Source organism: Nocardia asteroides (assembly GCF_021183625.1).
GTDB lineage: Bacteria > Actinomycetota > Actinomycetes > Mycobacteriales > Mycobacteriaceae > Nocardia > Nocardia asteroides_A.
Map to the genome: position 1 here is coordinate 2,634,754 of NZ_CP089214.1, position 18,103 is coordinate 2,652,856.

Annotated in this window: 19 protein-coding genes; 7 read left to right on the forward strand and 12 right to left on the reverse strand. The window is 71.3% G+C overall.

Going from position 1 to position 18,103, the window contains the following annotated elements:
* Nucleotides 1-21 precede the first annotated feature (21 nt).
* The 11 genes from LTT61_RS12780 to cofD form a co-directional block, all read right to left on the reverse strand.
* On the reverse strand, nucleotides 22-669 hold the full coding sequence (locus LTT61_RS12780) for a dTMP kinase (protein WP_233020151.1): 648 nt from the start codon (nucleotides 667-669) through the stop codon (nucleotides 22-24).
* A gap of 51 nt (nucleotides 670-720) precedes the next feature.
* Nucleotides 721-2,202, reverse strand: a complete 1,482-nt coding sequence (gene ahcY / locus LTT61_RS12785; protein ID WP_233020152.1) for an adenosylhomocysteinase — start codon at nucleotides 2,200-2,202, stop codon at nucleotides 721-723.
* A gap of 116 nt (nucleotides 2,203-2,318) precedes the next feature.
* A complete protein-coding gene (locus tag LTT61_RS12790) occupies nucleotides 2,319-3,056 on the reverse strand; it encodes an esterase/lipase family protein (protein ID WP_233020153.1) in 738 nt (245 codons plus the stop codon).
* Nucleotides 3,057-3,095: 39 nt separating this feature from the next.
* On the reverse strand, nucleotides 3,096-4,256 hold the full coding sequence (locus tag LTT61_RS12795; protein WP_233020154.1) for an alkane 1-monooxygenase: 1,161 nt from the start codon (nucleotides 4,254-4,256) through the stop codon (nucleotides 3,096-3,098).
* A 211-nt stretch (nucleotides 4,257-4,467) separates the two neighbouring features.
* Complete coding sequence (locus tag LTT61_RS12800; protein WP_233020155.1) at nucleotides 4,468-5,088, reverse strand: TetR/AcrR family transcriptional regulator; 621 nt, start codon at nucleotides 5,086-5,088, stop codon at nucleotides 4,468-4,470.
* 40 nt (nucleotides 5,089-5,128) lie between these two features.
* A complete protein-coding gene (locus LTT61_RS12805; protein WP_233020156.1) occupies nucleotides 5,129-5,311 on the reverse strand; it encodes a rubredoxin in 183 nt (60 codons plus the stop codon).
* The gene (locus tag LTT61_RS12810) at nucleotides 5,308-5,475 is read right to left on the reverse strand and encodes a rubredoxin (protein WP_233020157.1); all 168 of its coding nucleotides are present in this window, start codon (nucleotides 5,473-5,475) and stop codon (nucleotides 5,308-5,310) included. The genes LTT61_RS12805 and LTT61_RS12810 overlap by 4 nt, the downstream gene beginning before the upstream one ends.
* The gene (locus tag LTT61_RS12815; protein WP_233020158.1) at nucleotides 5,472-6,695 is read right to left on the reverse strand and encodes an alkane 1-monooxygenase; all 1,224 of its coding nucleotides are present in this window, start codon (nucleotides 6,693-6,695) and stop codon (nucleotides 5,472-5,474) included. The genes LTT61_RS12810 and LTT61_RS12815 overlap by 4 nt, the downstream gene beginning before the upstream one ends.
* A gap of 105 nt (nucleotides 6,696-6,800) precedes the next feature.
* On the reverse strand, nucleotides 6,801-7,319 hold the full coding sequence (locus LTT61_RS12820; RefSeq protein WP_233020159.1) for an NUDIX hydrolase: 519 nt from the start codon (nucleotides 7,317-7,319) through the stop codon (nucleotides 6,801-6,803).
* Nucleotides 7,316-8,710, reverse strand: coding sequence for a coenzyme F420-0:L-glutamate ligase (locus LTT61_RS12825; protein ID WP_269821880.1), 1,395 nt, complete (start codon nucleotides 8,708-8,710; stop codon nucleotides 7,316-7,318). The genes LTT61_RS12820 and LTT61_RS12825 overlap by 4 nt, the downstream gene beginning before the upstream one ends.
* Nucleotides 8,707-9,765 carry a 2-phospho-L-lactate transferase gene (gene cofD, locus LTT61_RS12830; protein WP_233020160.1) on the reverse strand — a complete coding sequence of 353 codons (1,059 nt, stop codon included), beginning with the start codon at nucleotides 9,763-9,765 and terminating at the stop codon, nucleotides 8,707-8,709. The genes LTT61_RS12825 and cofD overlap by 4 nt, the downstream gene beginning before the upstream one ends.
* 448 nt (nucleotides 9,766-10,213) lie before the next feature.
* On the opposite strand from cofD, the gene LTT61_RS12835 reads away from it, so the two are divergent.
* The 7 genes from LTT61_RS12835 to LTT61_RS12865 all read left to right on the forward strand — a co-directional run bounded on the left by LTT61_RS12835 (nucleotide 10,214) and on the right by LTT61_RS12865 (nucleotide 16,581).
* A complete protein-coding gene (locus LTT61_RS12835; protein WP_157103768.1) occupies nucleotides 10,214-10,447 on the forward strand; it encodes a WhiB family transcriptional regulator in 234 nt (77 codons plus the stop codon).
* A gap of 103 nt (nucleotides 10,448-10,550) precedes the next feature.
* A complete protein-coding gene (locus LTT61_RS12840) occupies nucleotides 10,551-11,039 on the forward strand; it encodes a metallopeptidase family protein (RefSeq protein WP_233020161.1) in 489 nt (162 codons plus the stop codon).
* Between the two features lie 98 nt (nucleotides 11,040-11,137).
* A complete protein-coding gene (locus LTT61_RS12845) occupies nucleotides 11,138-11,512 on the forward strand; it encodes a DUF3499 domain-containing protein (protein WP_233020986.1) in 375 nt (124 codons plus the stop codon).
* A 121-nt stretch (nucleotides 11,513-11,633) separates the two neighbouring features.
* Nucleotides 11,634-13,010 carry a phosphomannomutase/phosphoglucomutase gene (locus LTT61_RS12850; protein ID WP_420094778.1) on the forward strand — a complete coding sequence of 459 codons (1,377 nt, stop codon included), beginning with the start codon at nucleotides 11,634-11,636 and terminating at the stop codon, nucleotides 13,008-13,010.
* A 112-nt stretch (nucleotides 13,011-13,122) separates the two neighbouring features.
* Nucleotides 13,123-14,322 (forward strand): tobH protein, encoded by a 1,200-nt coding sequence (locus LTT61_RS12855; protein WP_233020162.1) that lies wholly within the window; start codon nucleotides 13,123-13,125, stop codon nucleotides 14,320-14,322.
* Nucleotides 14,322-15,593, forward strand: coding sequence for a mannose-6-phosphate isomerase, class I (manA, locus tag LTT61_RS12860; protein WP_233020163.1), 1,272 nt, complete (start codon nucleotides 14,322-14,324; stop codon nucleotides 15,591-15,593). The genes LTT61_RS12855 and manA overlap by 1 nt, the downstream gene beginning before the upstream one ends.
* A 64-nt stretch (nucleotides 15,594-15,657) precedes the next feature.
* Nucleotides 15,658-16,581, forward strand: a complete 924-nt coding sequence (locus LTT61_RS12865) for a cation diffusion facilitator family transporter (RefSeq protein WP_233020164.1) — start codon at nucleotides 15,658-15,660, stop codon at nucleotides 16,579-16,581.
* On the opposite strand, the gene LTT61_RS12870 is transcribed toward LTT61_RS12865, so the two are convergent.
* Nucleotides 16,557-18,029 (reverse strand): phytoene desaturase family protein, encoded by a 1,473-nt coding sequence (locus LTT61_RS12870; RefSeq protein WP_233020165.1) that lies wholly within the window; start codon nucleotides 18,027-18,029, stop codon nucleotides 16,557-16,559. The two genes, LTT61_RS12865 and LTT61_RS12870, sit on opposite strands and share 25 nt — an antisense overlap.
* Nucleotides 18,030-18,103 lie beyond the last annotated feature (74 nt).

Consider the following 18,103-nt stretch of genomic DNA (forward strand, 5'->3'; position numbering starts at 1 on the left):
ATTCGCACCGTACCCGCCACGCTATCGGCGCAGTACCGCGGCAAGCCGATCGGTGACCGTGGCCGGATCGTCATCCGGGCGGTAGCGCCACCAGGGACCGGCCCAATCGCGTTCGGCCAGCTCACGGTACACCGCGCCGGTGCGCAGTTGCAGCTCGGCATCGCGTTCGTAGGCGTCGAGCCCGCGGCCGGGATCGAGGCGGCCGCGGCGCAGGGCCCGCTCGGCGGCCAGCTCGGTCGGCACGTCGAGCAGGATCTGCAGGTCGGGGCGGGGCAGCCCGAACCGGTCGTACTCCAGTTCCGCTGTCCAGGAGACGATCTCGCCGTCCGCGGTCTGGCCGAGCCGGGCCGCGCTGTAGGCGGCGTTGGAGGCGACGTAGCGGTCGAGCACCACGAAATCGTGCTCGGCGAGCAGCTTCTCCAGCTCGTCCTTGGCCCCCGCCCGGTCCAGCGCGAAGAGCAGCGCCATGGCGGAGACGGAGGCGGCCAGGTCGCCGTGCTCGCCGCGCAGCGCCTCGGCGGCGAGGTCGGCGTGCACCGAGCGCCCGTACCGCGGGAAAGCGAGCGTGGCGGTGCGCGATCCGCGCGCGGCCAGATCGCCGACGACCCGCTCGGTGAGCGTGCGCTTGCCGGAGCCGTCCAGCCCTTCCAGCGCGATGAGGGTGCCCATGCGCAGGGAGACTACGCGGGGCCCCGCCGGCTGCCCGGCGGGGCCGGTGCGTCAGTACCGGTAGTGGTCCGGCTTGAACGGGCCCTCCACGTCCACGCCGATGTACTCGGCCTGGTCCTTGGTGAGCTTGGTCAGCGTGCCGCCGAGCGCCTCGACGTGGATCTTGGCGACCTTCTCGTCCAGGTGCTTGGGCAGCCGGTAGACCTCGTTGTCGTACTCCTCCGGCTTCGTCCACAGCTCGATCTGGGCGATCACCTGGTTGGAGAAGCTGTTCGACATCACGAACGACGGGTGCCCGGTCGCGTTGCCCAGATTCAGCAGCCTGCCCTCGGACAGCACGATGATCGCCTTGCCCGAGTCGAAGGTCCACAGATCGACCTGCGGCTTGATGTTCAACCGGTCCGCACCCGAACGCTCCAACGCGGCGATATCGATCTCGTTGTCGAAGTGGCCGATGTTGCCCAGGATCGCCTGGTCCTTCATCGCCTTCATGTGCTCGAGGGTGATGATGTCCTTGTTACCGGTGGAGGTGATCACGATATCGGCGTGCCCGATCGCCTGCTCCACGGTGACGACGTCGTAGCCGTCCATCAGCGCCTGCAGCGCGTTGATCGGGTCGATCTCGGTGACCTGCACCCGCGCGCCCTGCCCGGCAAGCGATTCCGCGCAGCCCTTGCCGACATCGCCGTACCCGCAGATCAGCACCTTCTTGCCACCGATCAGCACATCGGTGCCGCGGTTGATCCCATCGATCAGCGAGTGCCTGGTGCCGTACTTGTTGTCGAACTTCGACTTGGTCACCGAATCGTTGACGTTGATCGCCGGGAACACCAGCTCCCCCGCGGCCGCGAACTGGTACAGCCGCAGCACACCGGTCGTGGTCTCTTCGGTCACCCCGCGCACCGACTCCGCGATCGCCGACCACTTCCCGCCCTCGGTCGCCAGCCGCTCACGCAGCAGGTTCAGGAAGACCTTGAACTCCGCGGAGTGATCCTCGTCCTCGGGCGGGACGACCCCGGCCTTCTCGTACTGCGCACCGCGCAGCACCAGCATCGTGGCGTCGCCACCGTCGTCGAGGATCATGTTCGCCGGCTCGCCCGGCCAGGTCAGCATCTGCTCCGCCGCCCACCAGTACTCCGCCAGCGTCTCGCCCTTCCAGGCGAAGACGGGGGTGCCCTTCGGCTCGTCCACCGTGCCGTGCGGGCCGACCACGACCGCGGCGGCCGCGTGGTCCTGGGTGGAGAAGATGTTGCACGACGCCCAGCGCACCTCGGCCCCGAGGGAGGTCAGCGTCTCGATCAGCACCGCGGTCTGCACCGTCATGTGCAGCGAACCGGAGATCCGCGCACCCTTCAGCGGCTGCACCTCCGCGTACTCACGGCGCAACGCCATCAAACCGGGCATCTCGTGCTCGGCGAGCCGGATCTCCTTACGGCCGAACTCGGCCAGCGACAGATCCGCCACCTTGTAGTCGATGCCATTGCTGACGTCGGCCGTCAAAGCGGTTTCAGCGGAAAGTTCGGAAGTCGTCATCTGCCTCTCCAGGGATTGGGCGGCGGTACCCGGCAAGGCTAGCCGCTCGGTCGTGTGCCGTGCCGGGGTGTCCCCGGCTGCGGCGGCGAGCGGCACCGAGCCGAATTCGGTGCGGCTCAGCCGAACGGAACGCCGCTCGGGAAGAGCGTGGACTCCGCGGTGATCGCGCCGTCCGGTTCGTCCGCGTATTCGCCCGCGCAGCCGCCGGCGAGCGCGGAGCGCAGCTGGTCGAGCACCGCGGGCAGCACCGGTTCCAGCGAGTGGTCGATACCGCCGTTGCCGAGGGTCGGGAAGGGGGTGAGGCGGCACTGGCCGCCGTCCAGCCTGCCGTCGCTCCATTCGCGCTCGCTGCGAATGGAGTAGTAGGTGGTGGCGCCGGGGGTGTCGTCCCCGGCGTTCAGCTGCTCCATGAAGGGCGTGCCGGGGCACGCCTCCGGTGCGGCGGGCTGCCCGCAGGCGCCGGGCGAGCCGTACTGCGGTGCGCCGATCCCGACGTACCGCGCCACGGTGCCCGCGCCGCCGAGTTCCCGCAGGTAGTACCGGCTGCTGAGCGCGCCGATGCTGAACCCGGTCAGGGTGACCGGCAGCCCCGGATTCGCGGCGGCCGCCGCCGCGACGGCGCCGTCGATGGCAACGGCGTCGACGGCGATGTCGAAGCCCTTCAGGTCGAGCACGACGGGTTCGTAGCCGTCGGCCCGGAGCGCGGCGGCCAGCGGCTGGTAGGGCAGCGCGCCGAGGTACTGGCCGGGCACGATCACCACGACCCCGCGGGCGGGCTCGGCGTGCCCGGTACCGGCGGTGCCGAGCGTGGCGAGCGCGGCCGTGAGACCGACGAACAGAATCCGCTTGAGCATGAAGCGCAGCCTAACCTCACCCGGCAGCGGTGTGGGGTGCTAGCCGGCGCTGCCGTACTGCGCGAGCAGTTGCTCGCGCTTGGCCGGTTGCAGGTTGGCCCTGGTGATGTCGCCGCCGTAATGAGCAAGGACACGCTGGTCCATGACCCGCCGCCACAACGGCGGGAACGCCGCGAACACGATCATCGACGCATACCCCGCAGGCAACTGCGGCGCCACCTCCGAAGTCCGCAACGTCTGATACCGCCGCCCCGGATTCGCATGATGATCACTGTGCCGCTGCAGATGGAACAAGAAAATATTCGTCACCAGACGATCACTGTTCCACGAATCCCGCGGCGAACACCGCGCCCACCGACCATCCGGACGCCGCTCCCGCAACAACCCGTAATGCTCCACATAATTCACCGTCTCCAACAACGCCGCACCGATCACCGCCTGCAACAGCAACCACGGCAACACCCCCCACCCGAACGCCACCACCAGACCACCGAACAACACCACCGTCATCGACCACGCCTGCAAAACATGGTTCCGCGGCGACCACCAACCCACACCCCGCCGCGCCAGCCGCTCCCGCTCGATCCGGATCGCCGACCGGAAACCACCCGAGACAGAGCGCGGCAGGAACGCGTACAGCGACTCCCCCAACCGGGCACTCGCCGGATCCTCCGGCGTCGCGACCCGCACGTGATGGCCCCGGTTGTGCTCGACGAAGAAATGCCCGTACCCCGACTGCGCCAGCGCGATCTTGGCCAGCCACCGCTCCAGATGCTCGACCCGATGCCCCAGCTCGTGCGCGGCATTGATCCCGATACCGGAGACCAAACCGAGAGTCGTGGCGAGCCCGAACTTGTCGAGCACACTCAACTCCGAACCAGCCCACATCCAGCAGGCGATCAACAACCCCACCATCTGGATCGGCAGGAACAGATACGTACACCACCGGTAATACCGATCCGCCGACAACCGCTCATAGTCCTCGTCACGCGGATTCGACCCGTCCTCCCCGACCAGCCAATCCAACACCGGAATCGCCACCAGCACGATGAACGGCCCGATCCACCAGAACACCGCCAACCCCGTCTGCAACACCAGCTGCGACGGCAACAGCGCCGATGCCGGAGCGATCAACCCCAGGAACCACAGGTGTCGTTTCGAGTCGGGCGACGAGCCTGCCCGTGAGTCTGCCGATTGCACCTTCGCTCCGCTACGTATAGCCGTACTTTCTGTGTCATAGGAATAGTTCCAGATCACGCGCGTGTTACACCCCCCTTACAGACAAAAACGTGGCCACAAGCACAATGACAGCGGTCGGTATTTGTCGGGTTCCCCCAAGCGATCTCACGTACGAGGTTACAACCTCCACAAGCCGGAGGCGAGGGCGGATCCGGCGCCTGTGGACAACTCCTCAGGAGGGGGCGCGGGCCGCGAGGATGGCCTCCACGTACGGGCCGAGCAGCAGGCTCAGCTCCGCGGGGGTGTCGCGGTCGGGCGCGGGCGGGGTGGGGATGTAGCTCATGGCCAGCCGCACCATGGCGTGCGCGAGCACCTCGGATTCCGCGGCCGATGCCGCGACCCAGCTGTGCTGGAACGCCGCCGCGAGCCGCTCCCCCGCGTGATCGAGCAGCGGCCCGGCGTCCAGGGTGATGAGCCGCAGCAGGTCCAGCTTGACCTCGCCGACCACCAGCGAGCGGACCAGCGGGTCGGCGGCGGCGTCGACCAGGAAGTTGGCGATGCCGTCGCGGATGGCGGCGCGGGCGTCGCCCACGTTCGCGGCGATGGCCGCCGCGACGTGGTCGACGAGGTCGTCGGTGAGGCGGAGAGCGTAGGCCTGGGAGAGGCCGGTGCGCGAGCCGAACTCGTTGTAGAGCGTCTGCCTGCTCACCCCGGCGCTGGTCGCGACGTCACCGAGGGTGATCTTGGACCAGTCGCGCTCGGTGAGCAGGTCGCGCACCGCGTCGAGCACCGAGGTGCGCAGCAGTTCCCGCGCGGCCTCCTGATACGAAGGCCTTGATCCCGAGCGCGGCATACCCGCGACAGTGGCACGGGCGTGCGCCGCAGTCAAAGTGTCACGTCCGCTCGATCTCGACCATGAAGAAGTCGGCTTTGGCGGCGCCGCAGTCGGGGCAGCTCCAGTCGTCCGGGATGTCGTCCCAGCGGGTGCCGGGCGCGATGTCGTCGTCCGGCCAGCCCTTCGCCTCGTCGTACTCGAAGCCGCACTGGATGCACTGGTAGAGCTTGTAGTCGGTCATGCCGGAGCCTCCTCGAAGTCGATTTTCTCGCGGACCCCGCAGTCCGGGCAGGCCCAGTCGTCCGGGACCGCCGACCACGCCGTCCCGGCCGGAAAGCCCTCGTGCGGTTCGCCTTTCGCCTCGTCGTAGGTGTACTCGCAGACGGGGCAGCGGAATGCGCTCACGAGGCGGCGCCGTAGCGGGCGAGCACCTGCTCCCGCCGTGCGGGCAGGATGTTGGCCCTGGTGACGTCGCCGTCGTAGTGCGCGAGCACCTTCGGGTCCATCACCTTGCGCCAGAGCGGCGGGAGGTACGCGAGCAGGATCATGGTCGCGTAGCCGGCGGGCAGGTTCGGGGCGCCCTCCCAGCTGCGCAGGGTCTGGTAGCGGCGGGTCGGGTAGGCGTGGTGGTCGCTGTGCCGCTGCAGGTGGTACAGGAAGATATTGGTGACCAGGTGGTCGCTGTTCCAGCTGTGCGTCGGCGCGGCGCGCTCGTACCTGCCGCTCGGGGTGCGCTGCCGGAGCAGGCCGTAGTGCTCCAGGTAGTTCACCGCCTCCAGCAGGCTGAACCCGACGACGGCCTGCAGCAGCAGGTACGGCAGCAGGTCGAGTCCGAAGATGGCGCAGAGCGCGCCGAAGAGCAGCACCGTCATGGCCCAGGCGCTCAGCACCTCGTTGTGCACGGACCACGGCCCGGAGCCGGTCCGCTCCAGCCGCGCCTTCTCCAGCCGCCAGGAGGAGGTGATCCCTCCCCACACGGTGCGCGGCCAGAAGCGGTAGAAGCTCTCGCCGAGCCGGGAGCTCGCCGGGTCCTCCGGGGTGGCGACCCGCACGTGGTGACCCTTGTTGTGCTCGATGTAGAAGTGGCCGTAGCCGGACTGGGCCAGCGCGATCCGGGAGAGCCAGCGCTCCAGCTCGACCTTCTTGTGCCCGAGTTCGTGCGCGGTGTTGATCCCGACGCCGCCGATTATGCCGACGGTGACCGCCAGCCCGATCCGGTCCACCGTCCACAGCCCGCCGTCGATGTGCAGCCAGGAGAGGTTGTCCGCGGTGATCAGGTAGCAGGCCAGGATCAGCGAGGCGTACTGCAGCGGCAGGTAGAGGTAGGTGAGGTAGCGGTAGTACCGGTCGTTCTCCAGGTACTCCATCACCTCGTCCGGCGGGTTGTCGCCGTCCGGGCCGATGAAGACGTCGGCGATCGGGATGACCAGGTAGATCAGGATCGGCCCGAGCCAGAACGGAACGTGCGCGGCGCCGTCCCAGCCCAGCCGGTTGCAGAGGTAGATCGTCGGCAGCCCGATGAGGAACAGCCCGGCGGGGGCGAACAGCCCCCAGAGCCAGTAGAGGCGCTTGGTGTCGCGCCACGCGGACGCCTCGATGGACGAAGGTTCGGCTTCGGTGGACATCGTCGTCTCCCATCCCGGTTGCACGGTGTGACATGCGTTACCGCTTTGGATTGACGATACCGCCGATCCTGTCTGAAAACTATACAAATCTGGGGATTTGTAAAATCAGCGCAGAATGACGTCCGCGTCCGGGGGCAGCGCGTCCACCGCCCACCAGCGCAGGTCGGTCGACTCGCTGCTGCGCACCGGCACGGCGCCCGGGGGCGCGGTGATCCGGAAGAGCAGGTCGAGGTGGCGGGTCGGCCGCCCGAGCGAGCAGGTGATGGGGTGCGCCTGGGCGCCGTAGAGCCCCGGTTCGAGAATGAGGTCCGGAATGCCGGACTCCTCGACGGCCTCGCGCAGCGCCGCGTCGGCGACCGTGCCGTCTCGCTCCTCGCAGTGCCCGCCGAGCTGGATCCAGCGCCCGACCCGGGGGTGCAGGGTGAGCAGCACCTCGCGGCCGTCGTGCGACCAGACCACCGCGGATGCCGTCACGTGACCGGGCGCGTGCTCACGCAGACAGCCCCGTGGCGCCGAGCCGAGGAAGGCGAGCATCGCCTCGCGCAGCGAGCGCTCGACCGGCTCGGCCGGGGTCCACTCCGTGAGCAGCGCGGTCGCGGAGGCGTGCAGCGACTCCGCGCTCACAGCTCGACCAGGCCGTCGCCGGGCGGACGCGGCGAGCGCGCGGTGAGCTCCTCCTCCGTGTGCCCGATGGCGATGGCGCCCAGCGGTTTCCACTCCGCGGGCAGCCCGAGCACGGCACGGGTGGCGGCGGGCGCGAAGATGGTCGAGCCGATCCAGCAGCTGCCGAGCCCCTCGGCGGCCAGCGCGACCAGCAGCCCCTGCACCGCCGCCCCGACGGCGACGGTGAACATGGTGTCCTCGGCGGCGCGCCGGGTGGCGTCGGGGTAGTCGTGCGCGCCGTCCGGCACGCAGAACGGGATCACCACCTCGGGGGCGTCGAAAAGGATGCGCCCCCTGGCGATCCGGCGCTCGATCCGCTCCGGGTCGAGCCCGTCGCCGGTCAGGTCGGCGCGCCAGGCGGCGGCCAGTTCGGCGAGCAGCCGTGCGCGCAGCTCGGGGCTGCGCACCCAGACGAAGCGCACCGGGCGGGTGTGGTGCGGGGCGGGCGCGGTGAGCGCGACCCCGATGGCGGCGCGCACCCGCTCCGGCTCGACCGGCTCGGCGCTGAAGCTCCGCACCGAGCGGCGCAGCAGCACCGCCTCCCTGCGGCCCTTCTCGATCGCCTCCGCGGTGCCGAGCCAGAAGAGATCCTCCTCGCCGCGGCGGATCAGGTCGGCGGCGGTGGAGCCGTCGTCGGTGACCGGGAGCCCGCGGACGACCGCCACCGGAACGCCGCCGAGCTTGCCCTTCACCAGATCCGCCGCAGCGGCGAGTTCGTCGGCGACGGCGACCAGCGTCACTTGGAGCTCGTTGCCCTGCCCGTCGATCGCGCCGTTGTAGTCGTGCAGGACGCGCAGGCCGCTGGAGCCGATGGCGGCGTCGGTCTGGCCGTTGCGCCAGGCCCGGCCCATGGTGTCGGTGATCACCACGGCGACCCGGACGCCGAGCCGCTCGGCGAGCGCGCGGCGCAGGGCCGCAGCGCTGCCGTCCGGGTCGGCGGGGAGCAGCACCAGCTCGTCGCGTTCGACATTGGAGCCGTCGACGCCGGAGGCGGCCTGCACGATGCCGAGCTTGTTCTCGGTGATCAGGGTGCGGCCCTTGCGGGCGAGCACGCGCACGGCCTCCTGCGCGACGAGGGCGCGGCGCGCGGCGTCGCGCTCGTCGGGGTCGCTGGGCGCGTGCGCGATCCGGCCCTCGACCTTGGCGACGATCTTGCTGGTGACCACGAGGATGTCGCCGTCGGCGAGCCAGGGGGCCCGCTCGGCCAGGTGGGCGGCGATGTCGTCGCCGGGGCGGAACTCGGGCAGGCCGGTGATCGGCAGGATGCGCAGTTCTCCGGCGGCATGATCAGCGAGCGGCTCGCCGCCGGAATCTGCGGCGCTTCCGGGTGCGTGCCCCGCTTCGAACGTCACGGCCGCACCCCCGCCAGATCCAATGCCGCCTTGACCATTTCCGCCGTCGCGGCGGGATCGGTCATGAGCAGCGGGACGCTGCGCACCTCGACGCCGTCGATCGCGGCGGTGTCGCTGCTGTGGATGAGCCAGCCGTCCAGGATGCCGGTGCCGGAGCGCGCGCCGTAGTGTCTGCCGACGGCCTCGGCGGTCGTCTCCACCCCGATCACCGAGAGGCACTCGTCGGCCATGCCGCGCAGCGGCTTTCCATCGATGACGGGCGAGAGCCCGATCACCGGCGCCGCGGTGGTGCGCAGCGCGCCGCGAATGCCGGGCACGGCAAGGATCGAACCGACGCTCACCACGGGGTTGGAAGGGGCCAGTAATACCGCGTCGGCACCTTCTATGACTTCGATCACATTAGGTCCGGGTTTCGCTTCATCCGCCCCGATTGTGGCGAATCCATGGGTCCGGATGTTCGCGCGATAGCGAACCCACCACTCCTGGAAATGGATCGCGCGACGTTCGCCGGGGTTGTCCGCGTCATCGACAACGACGTGGGTTTCGCAGCGATCGTCGGTTGCCGGGAGAAGTTTCACCCCCGGTTGCCACCGATTGCAGAGCGCTTCGGTGACCGCCGACAGCGGATACCCGGCACGCAACATTTCACTGCGAATCAGGTGGGTGGCGATATCTCGATCACCGAGCCCGAACCAGTCCGGCTGCGCCCGATAAGCCGCCAGCTCCTCCTTCGCGTGCCAGCTCTCACCGACCCGGCCCCAGCCGCGCTCCGTATCGATCCCGCCGCCCAGCGTGTACATGCAGGTATCCAGGTCGGGGCAGATGCGGAGGCCGTGCATCCAGACATCGTCGCCGACATTCACGATCGCCGAGATCTCGGCATCCGGCAGCAATTCCCGGACGCCCTGCAGGAAGCGCGCGCCACCGACTCCGCCGACCAGCACCGCGATCCGCCGCGCCGCGCCCGGCGCCGCATCCGCTCGTTGTCCACTCACATCCGCAGAGCCTAGGCCCTGGCGCGATGGAGTACTCTCGACGGTATATTTGCTGCTCATTTGCTATTCCCCCGGGGGACCCCACCGCGTAATGCGGTGCCGGATAGTAACGGAATAGCTTCATCGGCTTGACCACCGCTGGCACCGGCGTGTCTAATCACAAGCATGTCATTCCGGGTTCGCGCGAGAGATCAACGCGCGAACAAGTTTTCGAACACCTGTTCGCATCGGGACGGCACGTTCGGGGATGTCCGCGGGACTACGTCGCGGGGTAGGGCCGTCGGTGGGCGCATCGGTCCGACGGAAAGAATCTTTCTGCGCTAACACACAGTGAGGAGGCGGAGCGATGGCCATTGAGCTGGACCCTTCGGGCATACCGGACGGCGTATCGCACACCGATTCCACCGCAGGCGCAGTTCGTAGCGTCTGCGAAGACACCGGTCGTGGCCAGGACGAGGGCGGTGCCGAGGCACCCCGGTTGAGCCTGATCATCACCGGCTTCGACGAGATGTTCGACTCGATCGAGGAGCAGTGGCAGGAGCGGGCGCTCTGCGCCCAGACCGATCCGGAGGCGTTCTTCCCCGAGAAGGGCGGCTCCACCCGCGAGGCGAAGCGGATCTGCCTCGGCTGCGAGGTGCGCGACGAGTGCCTCGAGTACGCCCTGGCGCACGACGAGCGCTTCGGCATCTGGGGCGGCCTCTCCGAACGGGAGCGGCGCCGGCTCAAGCGCGGCATCGTCTGAGCGGTCGCTCACGCCGCCCCGGCGCGCGAGCGTCCGGGGTCCGGCGCGGGCGGCCGTGCCACGCGACAGCAACGACATCGGGCGCAACGACTAGGTTCGAGCCATGGCCCGTTCCCGTCACCGCCGCCCGCCGACCGCGAGGTCGGTGATCCGCCGCGGCCGCGGTCTGCGCGGTCCGATGCTCCCGCCGACGGTGCCCGCGTGGCGCACCAGGGGGCAGAAGTTCGACCGGCTCGTGCTCGAGGCCTTCGCGCCGCTCGACTCCAAATGGCACGACCGCTTGACCAAACTGGACATCGCCGTCGACGATGTCCCCAAAATCCGTCCGCTGCACCCGGATTCGGTCACCTGGCCGGACGAGGTGGTGGCGGACGGCCCGGTGCCGCTCTCCCGGCTGGTCCCCGCGGGCATCGATCGGCACGGCACCGCGACCAGGGCGCGGGTCGTGCTCTTCCGGAAGCCGCTGGAGCTGCGCGCGGGCGATCCGGACGATCTGGTCGATCTGCTGCGCGAGGTGCTCGTCCAGCAGATCGCCACCTATCTCGGGGTCGACCCGGATGTCATCGATCCGGCGGACGACGAGGAGGAGTAGTCCGTGGTATGCCTTTCCGCTGCCGGTGCGACGAATTCCCCAGGCGTGTCTGTCCACATGACGGGGCCCGCGGGGTTACTCTCACATTCGTGATCCCCATGCGTCGCTGCGTCCGGCCCGGCTGCAAGAATCCAGCCGTCGCGACGCTGACGTTCGTCTATTCGGACTCGACCGCCGTGGTCGGGCCGCTGGCCGTGGTCGCCGAGCCGCACTCCTGGGATCTCTGCGAAACGCACGCCTCCCGGATCACCGCCCCCAAGGGCTGGGACATGGTCCGGCACGAGGGTGGCTTCAGCACCCCGGACGACGACGACCTGACCGCGCTGGCCGAGGCGGTCCGCGAGGCCGGGCTGCGCCGCAGGCCGCCGGAGCACGACCAGCGCGGGTATCGCGAGCACCTGCCCCCGCCGCCGCGACCGGGACGCACCGGCCGCCGCGGGCACCTCCGGGTCCTCCCGGATCCGCCCAACTGACCACACGTCGCGCGCCACCGCCGCCGATCGCGCGCCGCTCGCGGCATGCCCCCGCCGTGCTCCCCGCCGCGCCAACGGCCACCGTCGAGCCCGCGCGCCCCCGCCTACTAGGGTGTTCCCCATGACAGTGCCCCGCTCCGCCGACGCCGTGAACGCGGTGATCAAGGCCTACGACGTCCGCGGTGTCGTCGGCGAACAGATCGATGCCGCGTTCGTGCGCGAGGTCGGTGCCGCGTTCGCCCGGCTGATGCGGACCGAGCACGCGAACCGGGTCGTCATCGGGCACGACATGCGGGCATCGTCGCCGGAGCTGGCCGATGCCTTCGCCGACGGCGTGCGGGCGCAGGGCCTCGACGTGGTGCATATCGGGCTCGCCTCCACCGACCAGCTCTACTTCGCCAGCGGCGATCTCGACTGTCCCGGCGCCATGTTCACCGCGAGCCACAACCCGGCCCGCTACAACGGCATCAAGCTGTGCCGGGCGGGCGCAAAGCCGGTCGGGCAGGACACCGGGCTCGCCACCATCGCGGCCGAGGTGGTGGCGGGGGTGCCCGGCTACGACGGCGCGGCGGGCGAGGCGGTCCGCACCGACCTGCTGTCGGACTACGCCAAGTTCCTGCGCGGGCTGGTCGACCTGGACGGCTCCCGCCCGCTCACCGTCGCGGTGGACGCCGGCAACGGCATGGGCGGGCACACCGTGCCCGAGGTGCTCGGCGGGCTGCGGCAGCTGAGCATCGTCCCGCTCTACTTCGAGCTGGACGGCACCTTCCCGAACCACGAGGCCAACCCGCTCGACCCGGCCAACCTGGTCGACCTGCAGGAGCTGGTGCGGCGCAGCGGCGCCGACATCGGCCTCGCCTTCGACGGCGACGCCGACCGCTGCTTCGTGGTGGACGAGCGGGGCGAGCCGGTCTCGCCGTCCGCGATCACCGCGCTGGTGGCCGAGCGCGAGCTGGCCAAGGAGCCGGGCGCGAGCATCATCCACAACCTGATCACCTCGCGGACCGTGCCCGAGCTCGTCACCGAGCTCGGTGGCAACCCGGTGCGCACCAGGGTCGGGCACTCCTTCATCAAGCAGCAGATGGCCGAGACCGGCGCGGTGTTCGGCGGCGAGCACTCGGCGCACTACTACTTCCGCGACTTCTGGGGCGCCGACTCCGGCATGCTGGCCGCGCTGCACGTGCTGGCCGCGCTCGGCGAGCAGCAGCGCCCGGTCTCCGAGCTGATGGCCGCGTACACGAACTACGCCGCCTCGGGCGAGATCAACTCCACGGTGGCCGACGCCGCCGAGCGCACCGCGGCCGTGCTCGACGCCTTCGCCGAGCGCGCCCGCTCGGTGGACCGGCTGGACGGCGTCACCGTCGACCTGCCCGAGCACGCCTGGTTCAATCTGCGCGCGTCGAATACCGAACCGCTGCTGCGGCTGAACGTCGAAGCCCGATCGGCGGCCGAAGTAGACGCACTCGTGACCGAGATCCTGAACATCGTCCGCTCCTGACTGGAATAGTGGAATCACAGAGACCGCATTCGCCCGAGTCCTCGGTGTGGACGCCGGGGCGGCGGGTACGGCCCGACCGATCACACCGCGATGAGGGGAGGTGGGACGCCCGATGATCGCTGGAACACCGGTGCTCGACCTCGATGATGCCGCGTCGATCTCGGCCGCCGACGCCAACGGCGCACTGCGCTCCGCCGCGTCCGGCGGGGCCCAGGTGCGCGCCACCGCGGCGGCCGTCACGGAGAACGCGCTCGCCACACTGCCGAGGACCGGCGCCCGCAGCCTGGTGATCGTGACCGGCTCCGGCCGCGCCGCGCGGGCCGCCGCGCTGCTGATCGCCGCGCTCGGGCCGCAGTCCGGGCTGCCGGTCGTCCCGGTCTCCGCGCTGCCCGCCTGGGTCGGCGCGCTGGACGTGGTGCTGGTGGCCGGGGACGACGCGGGCGACCCGCGGCTGCTGGAGGCGGTGGACCGGGCCCAGCGGCGCGGCGCCGCGGTGGTGGTCGCCGCGCCGATCGAGGGGCCGCTGGCCGCCGCGGCGGGCGGAAGGGCCGCGCTGCTGGAGCCGCGCGTCACGGTCCTCGACCACAACCGGTTGCTGCGCTACTTCGCCGCCGGGCTGGCCGTGCTCGCCGCCATCGACCCCGGCCGCGCCGGGGTCGCGGTGCCGGACCTGAACAAGCTGGCCGACATTCTCGACGCCGAGGCGCTTCGCGACGGCCCCGAGAACGAGGTCTTCCACAACCCGGCCAAGACGCTCGCCGCCCGGATGCGGCAGCACCGCGTGGTCTTCAGCGGCGACTCCCCCGGCACGGCGGCGCTGGCCGAGCACGGGGCCGAGGTGCTGCTGCAGTCGGCCGGGCAGGTCGCGGCGGCGGTGACCCTGGCCGAGGCGGTGGCCGCGCAGCCGCGGCTGGTCGCGGTGGCGGCAGGCGCCGCGCCCGACTTCGACCCGCTCTTCCACGACGAGGAGCTGGACGGCCCGGCCCCGGTGGAGCGGGTGCGGATCTTCGTGCTCAGCGCGGACGCCGACCAGGCGGCCGCGGGCAGGCGGATCGCCCGCTTCGGTGGCGAGGGCGCGGGCCCGGTCGACGCGGAACTGGTGAACGCCGAGCTGGATCTGCTGCACAGCGGGCTCACCGACCCGGCAGCGCCGAGCACCCCGCCCGCCGACGCCGCGCCGGAGCCGAGCCGCGGCGGCGAGGTGGAGCAGCTCGCGGTGCTCGCGCTGCGGCTGGAGATGGCCGCGGCCTACCTCGGGCTGCTCGCCGCCCCCGGCGGCACGCCGGACCGGTACGACGGGGGACGCTTCTAGTGCACGAACTGGTGGGTGCGCTGCGCTCGTACGCCTGGGGGTCGCGCACCGCGCTGGCGGAGCTGTGCGGCAGGCCGGTGCCGTCGGCGCACCCGGAGGCCGAGCTGTGGTTCGGCGCGCACCCGGCCGACCCGGCGCACGTCGTGCTCGACGGCGCGGGCAGGCGCTCCCTGCTCGACCTGGTCGCCGCCGACCCGGCGCGCGAACTGGGCTGGGCCGCGGCGCCGTTCGACGGCACGCTGCCCTTCCTGCTGAAGCTGCTCGCGGCCGAGGAGCCGCTCTCGCTGCAGGCGCACCCGAGCCGGGAGCAGGCGCTGGCCGGCTTCGGCCGGGAGAACGCCACCGGGGTCGCGCTGGACTCGCCGCTGCGCAACTACCGGGACGACAACCACAAGCCGGAGCTGGTGGTCGCGCTGGAGCGGTTCGAGGCGCTGGCCGGATTCCGGGAGCCGACCAGGACGGTCGAGCTGCTGCGCGCGCTCGACGTCGGCGAGCTGGCGCACTACGCGGAGCTGCTCGCGGCGCAGCCGGACGCCTCCGGGCTGCGCATGCTCTTCACCACCTGGATCACCCTGCCGCACAACGCGCTCGCCGGGCTGCTGCCCGCGGTGCTCGACGGCTGCGTGCGCTACCTCTCCGGCACCGGGCCGCGGCCGTTCACCGCCGAGGCCAAGACCGCGCTGGAGCTGGCCGAGGCCTACCCCGGCGACGCCGGGGTGCTGGCCGCGCTGCTGCTGAACCGGATCACGCTGGAGCCGGGCCAGGGGCTCTTCCTCGCGGCAGGCAACCTGCACGCCTACCTGCGCGGGCTGGCCGTCGAGATCATGGCGAACTCGGACAATGTGCTGCGCGGCGGGCTCACCCCCAAGCACGTCGACGTCCCCGAGCTGCTGCGGGTGCTCGACTTCGAGCCGATCGCGCTGCCGGTGGTGCTGCCCGAACCGGCGGGCGACGGCTCGGTGCGCTACCGCACCCCGGCCCCGGAGTTCGCGCTGCGCCGCTTCGACCTCGCCCCCGGCGCCGCACACGTTCCGCTCACCGACGCCGGACCAGGCATCGTGCTCTGCACCGCAGGGCGGGTACGGCTGCACGACCACACCGGCGCGCCGATCACCCTGGAGCGCGGGGGCGCGGCCTGGGTCTCCGCCGCCGACATCGACATTCGCGCGCAGGCGCTGGACGGCGGGGCCCAGGTGTTCTGCGCCTGCGTCGGCAGCACCGCCGGGGTCCGGGTCCCGGTCCGCCCGGAGCAGCGGGCCGGGCTGGCCTAGTCTGAGTCCCGCGCGCAGCGCACCGTGCCGGAGCGGCGCGGGTATCGCTAGAGAAGGGGCCACGATGTCGGCTGGTGGTGGCAGGAAGGCGATCATCGCCGCGTTGGCGGCGAACGCGGGCATCGCCGTGGCGAAGTTCATCGGCGCCGCGATCACGGGGTCGGCGTCCATGCTTGCCGAGGGCGTGCACTCGGTCGCCGACACGGCGAACCAGGGGCTGCTGCTGCTCGGCCAGAAGCGCGCCGCGCAGGAGGCCGACCAGCTGCACCCGTTCGGCTACGGCCGGAACCGGTACTTCTACTCGTTCGTCGTCGCGCTGGTGCTCTTCACGCTCGGCTCGGTGTACGCGCTCTACGAGGGCATCCACAAGGTGCAGCACCCGGAGGAGCTGAGCTCGCCGATCGTGGCGATCGTGATCCTGCTGGTCGCGATCGGGCTGGAGACCTTCAGCTTCCGCACCGCGATCAAGGAGTCCCGCCCGCTCAAGGGCTCGGCGAGCTGGTGGCGGTTCATCCGCAACTCGCGCAGCCCGGAGCTGCCGGTGGTGCTGCTGGAGGACGCGGGCGCGCTGATCGGCCTGGTCCTCGCGCTCGGCGGCGTCGGGCTCACCGTGGTGACCGACGACCCGATCTGGGACGGCATCGGCACGCTCGGCATCGGCACGCTGCTCGGCGTGATCGCGATCGTGCTCATCATCGAGATGCAGAGCCTGCTGATCGGCGAGGGCGCGACCCCCGAGGAAGACAGGGCGATCCGCGCCGGGCTGGTCGACGGCGAGCGCATCGACACGGTGATCCACCTCAAGACCCAGTACCTGGGCCCGGAGGAGCTGCTGGTGGCGGCGAAGATCGCGGTCACCCCCGGCCTCGACATCGAGCAGATCGCGGCCGCCATCGACGCGGCCGAGCAGCGGGTGCGGGCCGCGGTGCCCGCGGCGCGGGTGATCTACCTGGAGCCGGACCTCTACCGGACGCCCGCGCCCGCCTGATCGCCGAGCAGCGCGAGCGGGTCGGTCTCGATGCCGAACCGCTCGCGCAGCGCGTGGCCGGCGGCGTGCATGCCGGACATCCCGTGCACGCCGGGGCCGGGCGGGGTCGAGGACGAGCACAGGTACACCCCGGGCAGCGGGGTGCGGTACGGGTTCCAGCGCGGCGCGGGCCGGAAGGCGGTCTGCCACAGGTTCATCGCGCCCGCCGAGATGTCGCCGCCGACGTAGTTGGCGTTGTGCGCGGGCAGCTGCGCGGCGGTGTAGACGTGTTTGTCCAGGATCAGGTCGCGGAAGCCGGGGGCGAAGCGGGAGATCTGGGCGATGATGTCCTCGCTGACGTCCCTGGTGGAGCCGTGCGGGACGTGCGCGTAGGTGTAGAAGGTGTGCTTGCCCGCGGGCGCGCGGGTCTCGTCCACCACGCCGGGCTGGATGGCGAGCACGTACGGGCGCGGGGCGTGGTTGCCCGCGGCCACCGCCTGCTCGGCGGCCATCGCCTCGGCCCTGGTCCCGACGACGTGCAGGGTGCCCGCGCGGTCGCAGCCCTCGGCCTGCCACGGCACCGGGCCGGAGAGCGCGAAGTCGACCTTGCAGGCGGCGCCGCCGTATTTGAAGCGGCGCAGCGTGGCGGCGTAGCGCTCGGGCAGCTCGGTGGTGGCGAGCCGGAGCAGCTCGGCGGGAGCGGTGTCGAGCAGGACCGCCTTCGCGTCCGGGAAGTCGTGCAGCGAGTCGACCCGGTGGCCGGTGACCACCCGGCCGCCGAGCCGCTCCAGCTCGGCGATCATGGCGTTCGCGATGGCCTGGCTGCCGCCGCGCGGGATCACCCAGCCGCCCGCGTGTGCCAGCGTGCCGAGCAGCAGCGCCGCGCCGACCGCGGGCAGCTTGCGCGGCGGGGTGATGGCGTGCGTGGCGATGCCGGTGAGCAGGGCGGGGGCCGCCGTCTCCCGGAAGCGCAGGTTCCAGGCGGGGCTGCCCTGCTCCAGCATGCGCAGCCCGAAGCGGATGGTGCTCGCCCTGGCGATGGGCAGGTGCCGCATGTCCGACATGGCCAGCTCGACCACCTCCGGCCACTGCCGGACCAGCGGGGCGAAGAGGCGGCGCCAGGCCGGGCCGTCGACGCCGAGCCCGGCCACCGTGCGGTCCAGGTCGCGCCAGGCCAGCCCGGCGGTTCCGCCGTCGAGGGGGTGCGCGTAGGAGACCTCGGGGGCGAGCAGCTCGACGCCGTGCGCGGCCAGGTCGAAGGCGCGGAAGAAGGGGGCGGCCAGCGCCATGGGGTGCGCGCCCGCGCAGACGTCGTGGTGGAAGCCAGGGAGCGTCAGCTCGGCGGTGCGGGAGCCGCCGCCCGCCGCCTCGAACGCCTCGTACACCTCGACCGAGAGCCCGGCCCGCGCCAGCACGACGGCGGCGGCGAGCCCGTTGGGCCCGGAGCCGACGACAACCACATCTGCCATATTCAGACGCTACCCGGTGCACGACGGCGCAATCGGTGTTTGTGGCCCGCTGGCGCGGGCGGGGTTAGCGGCCC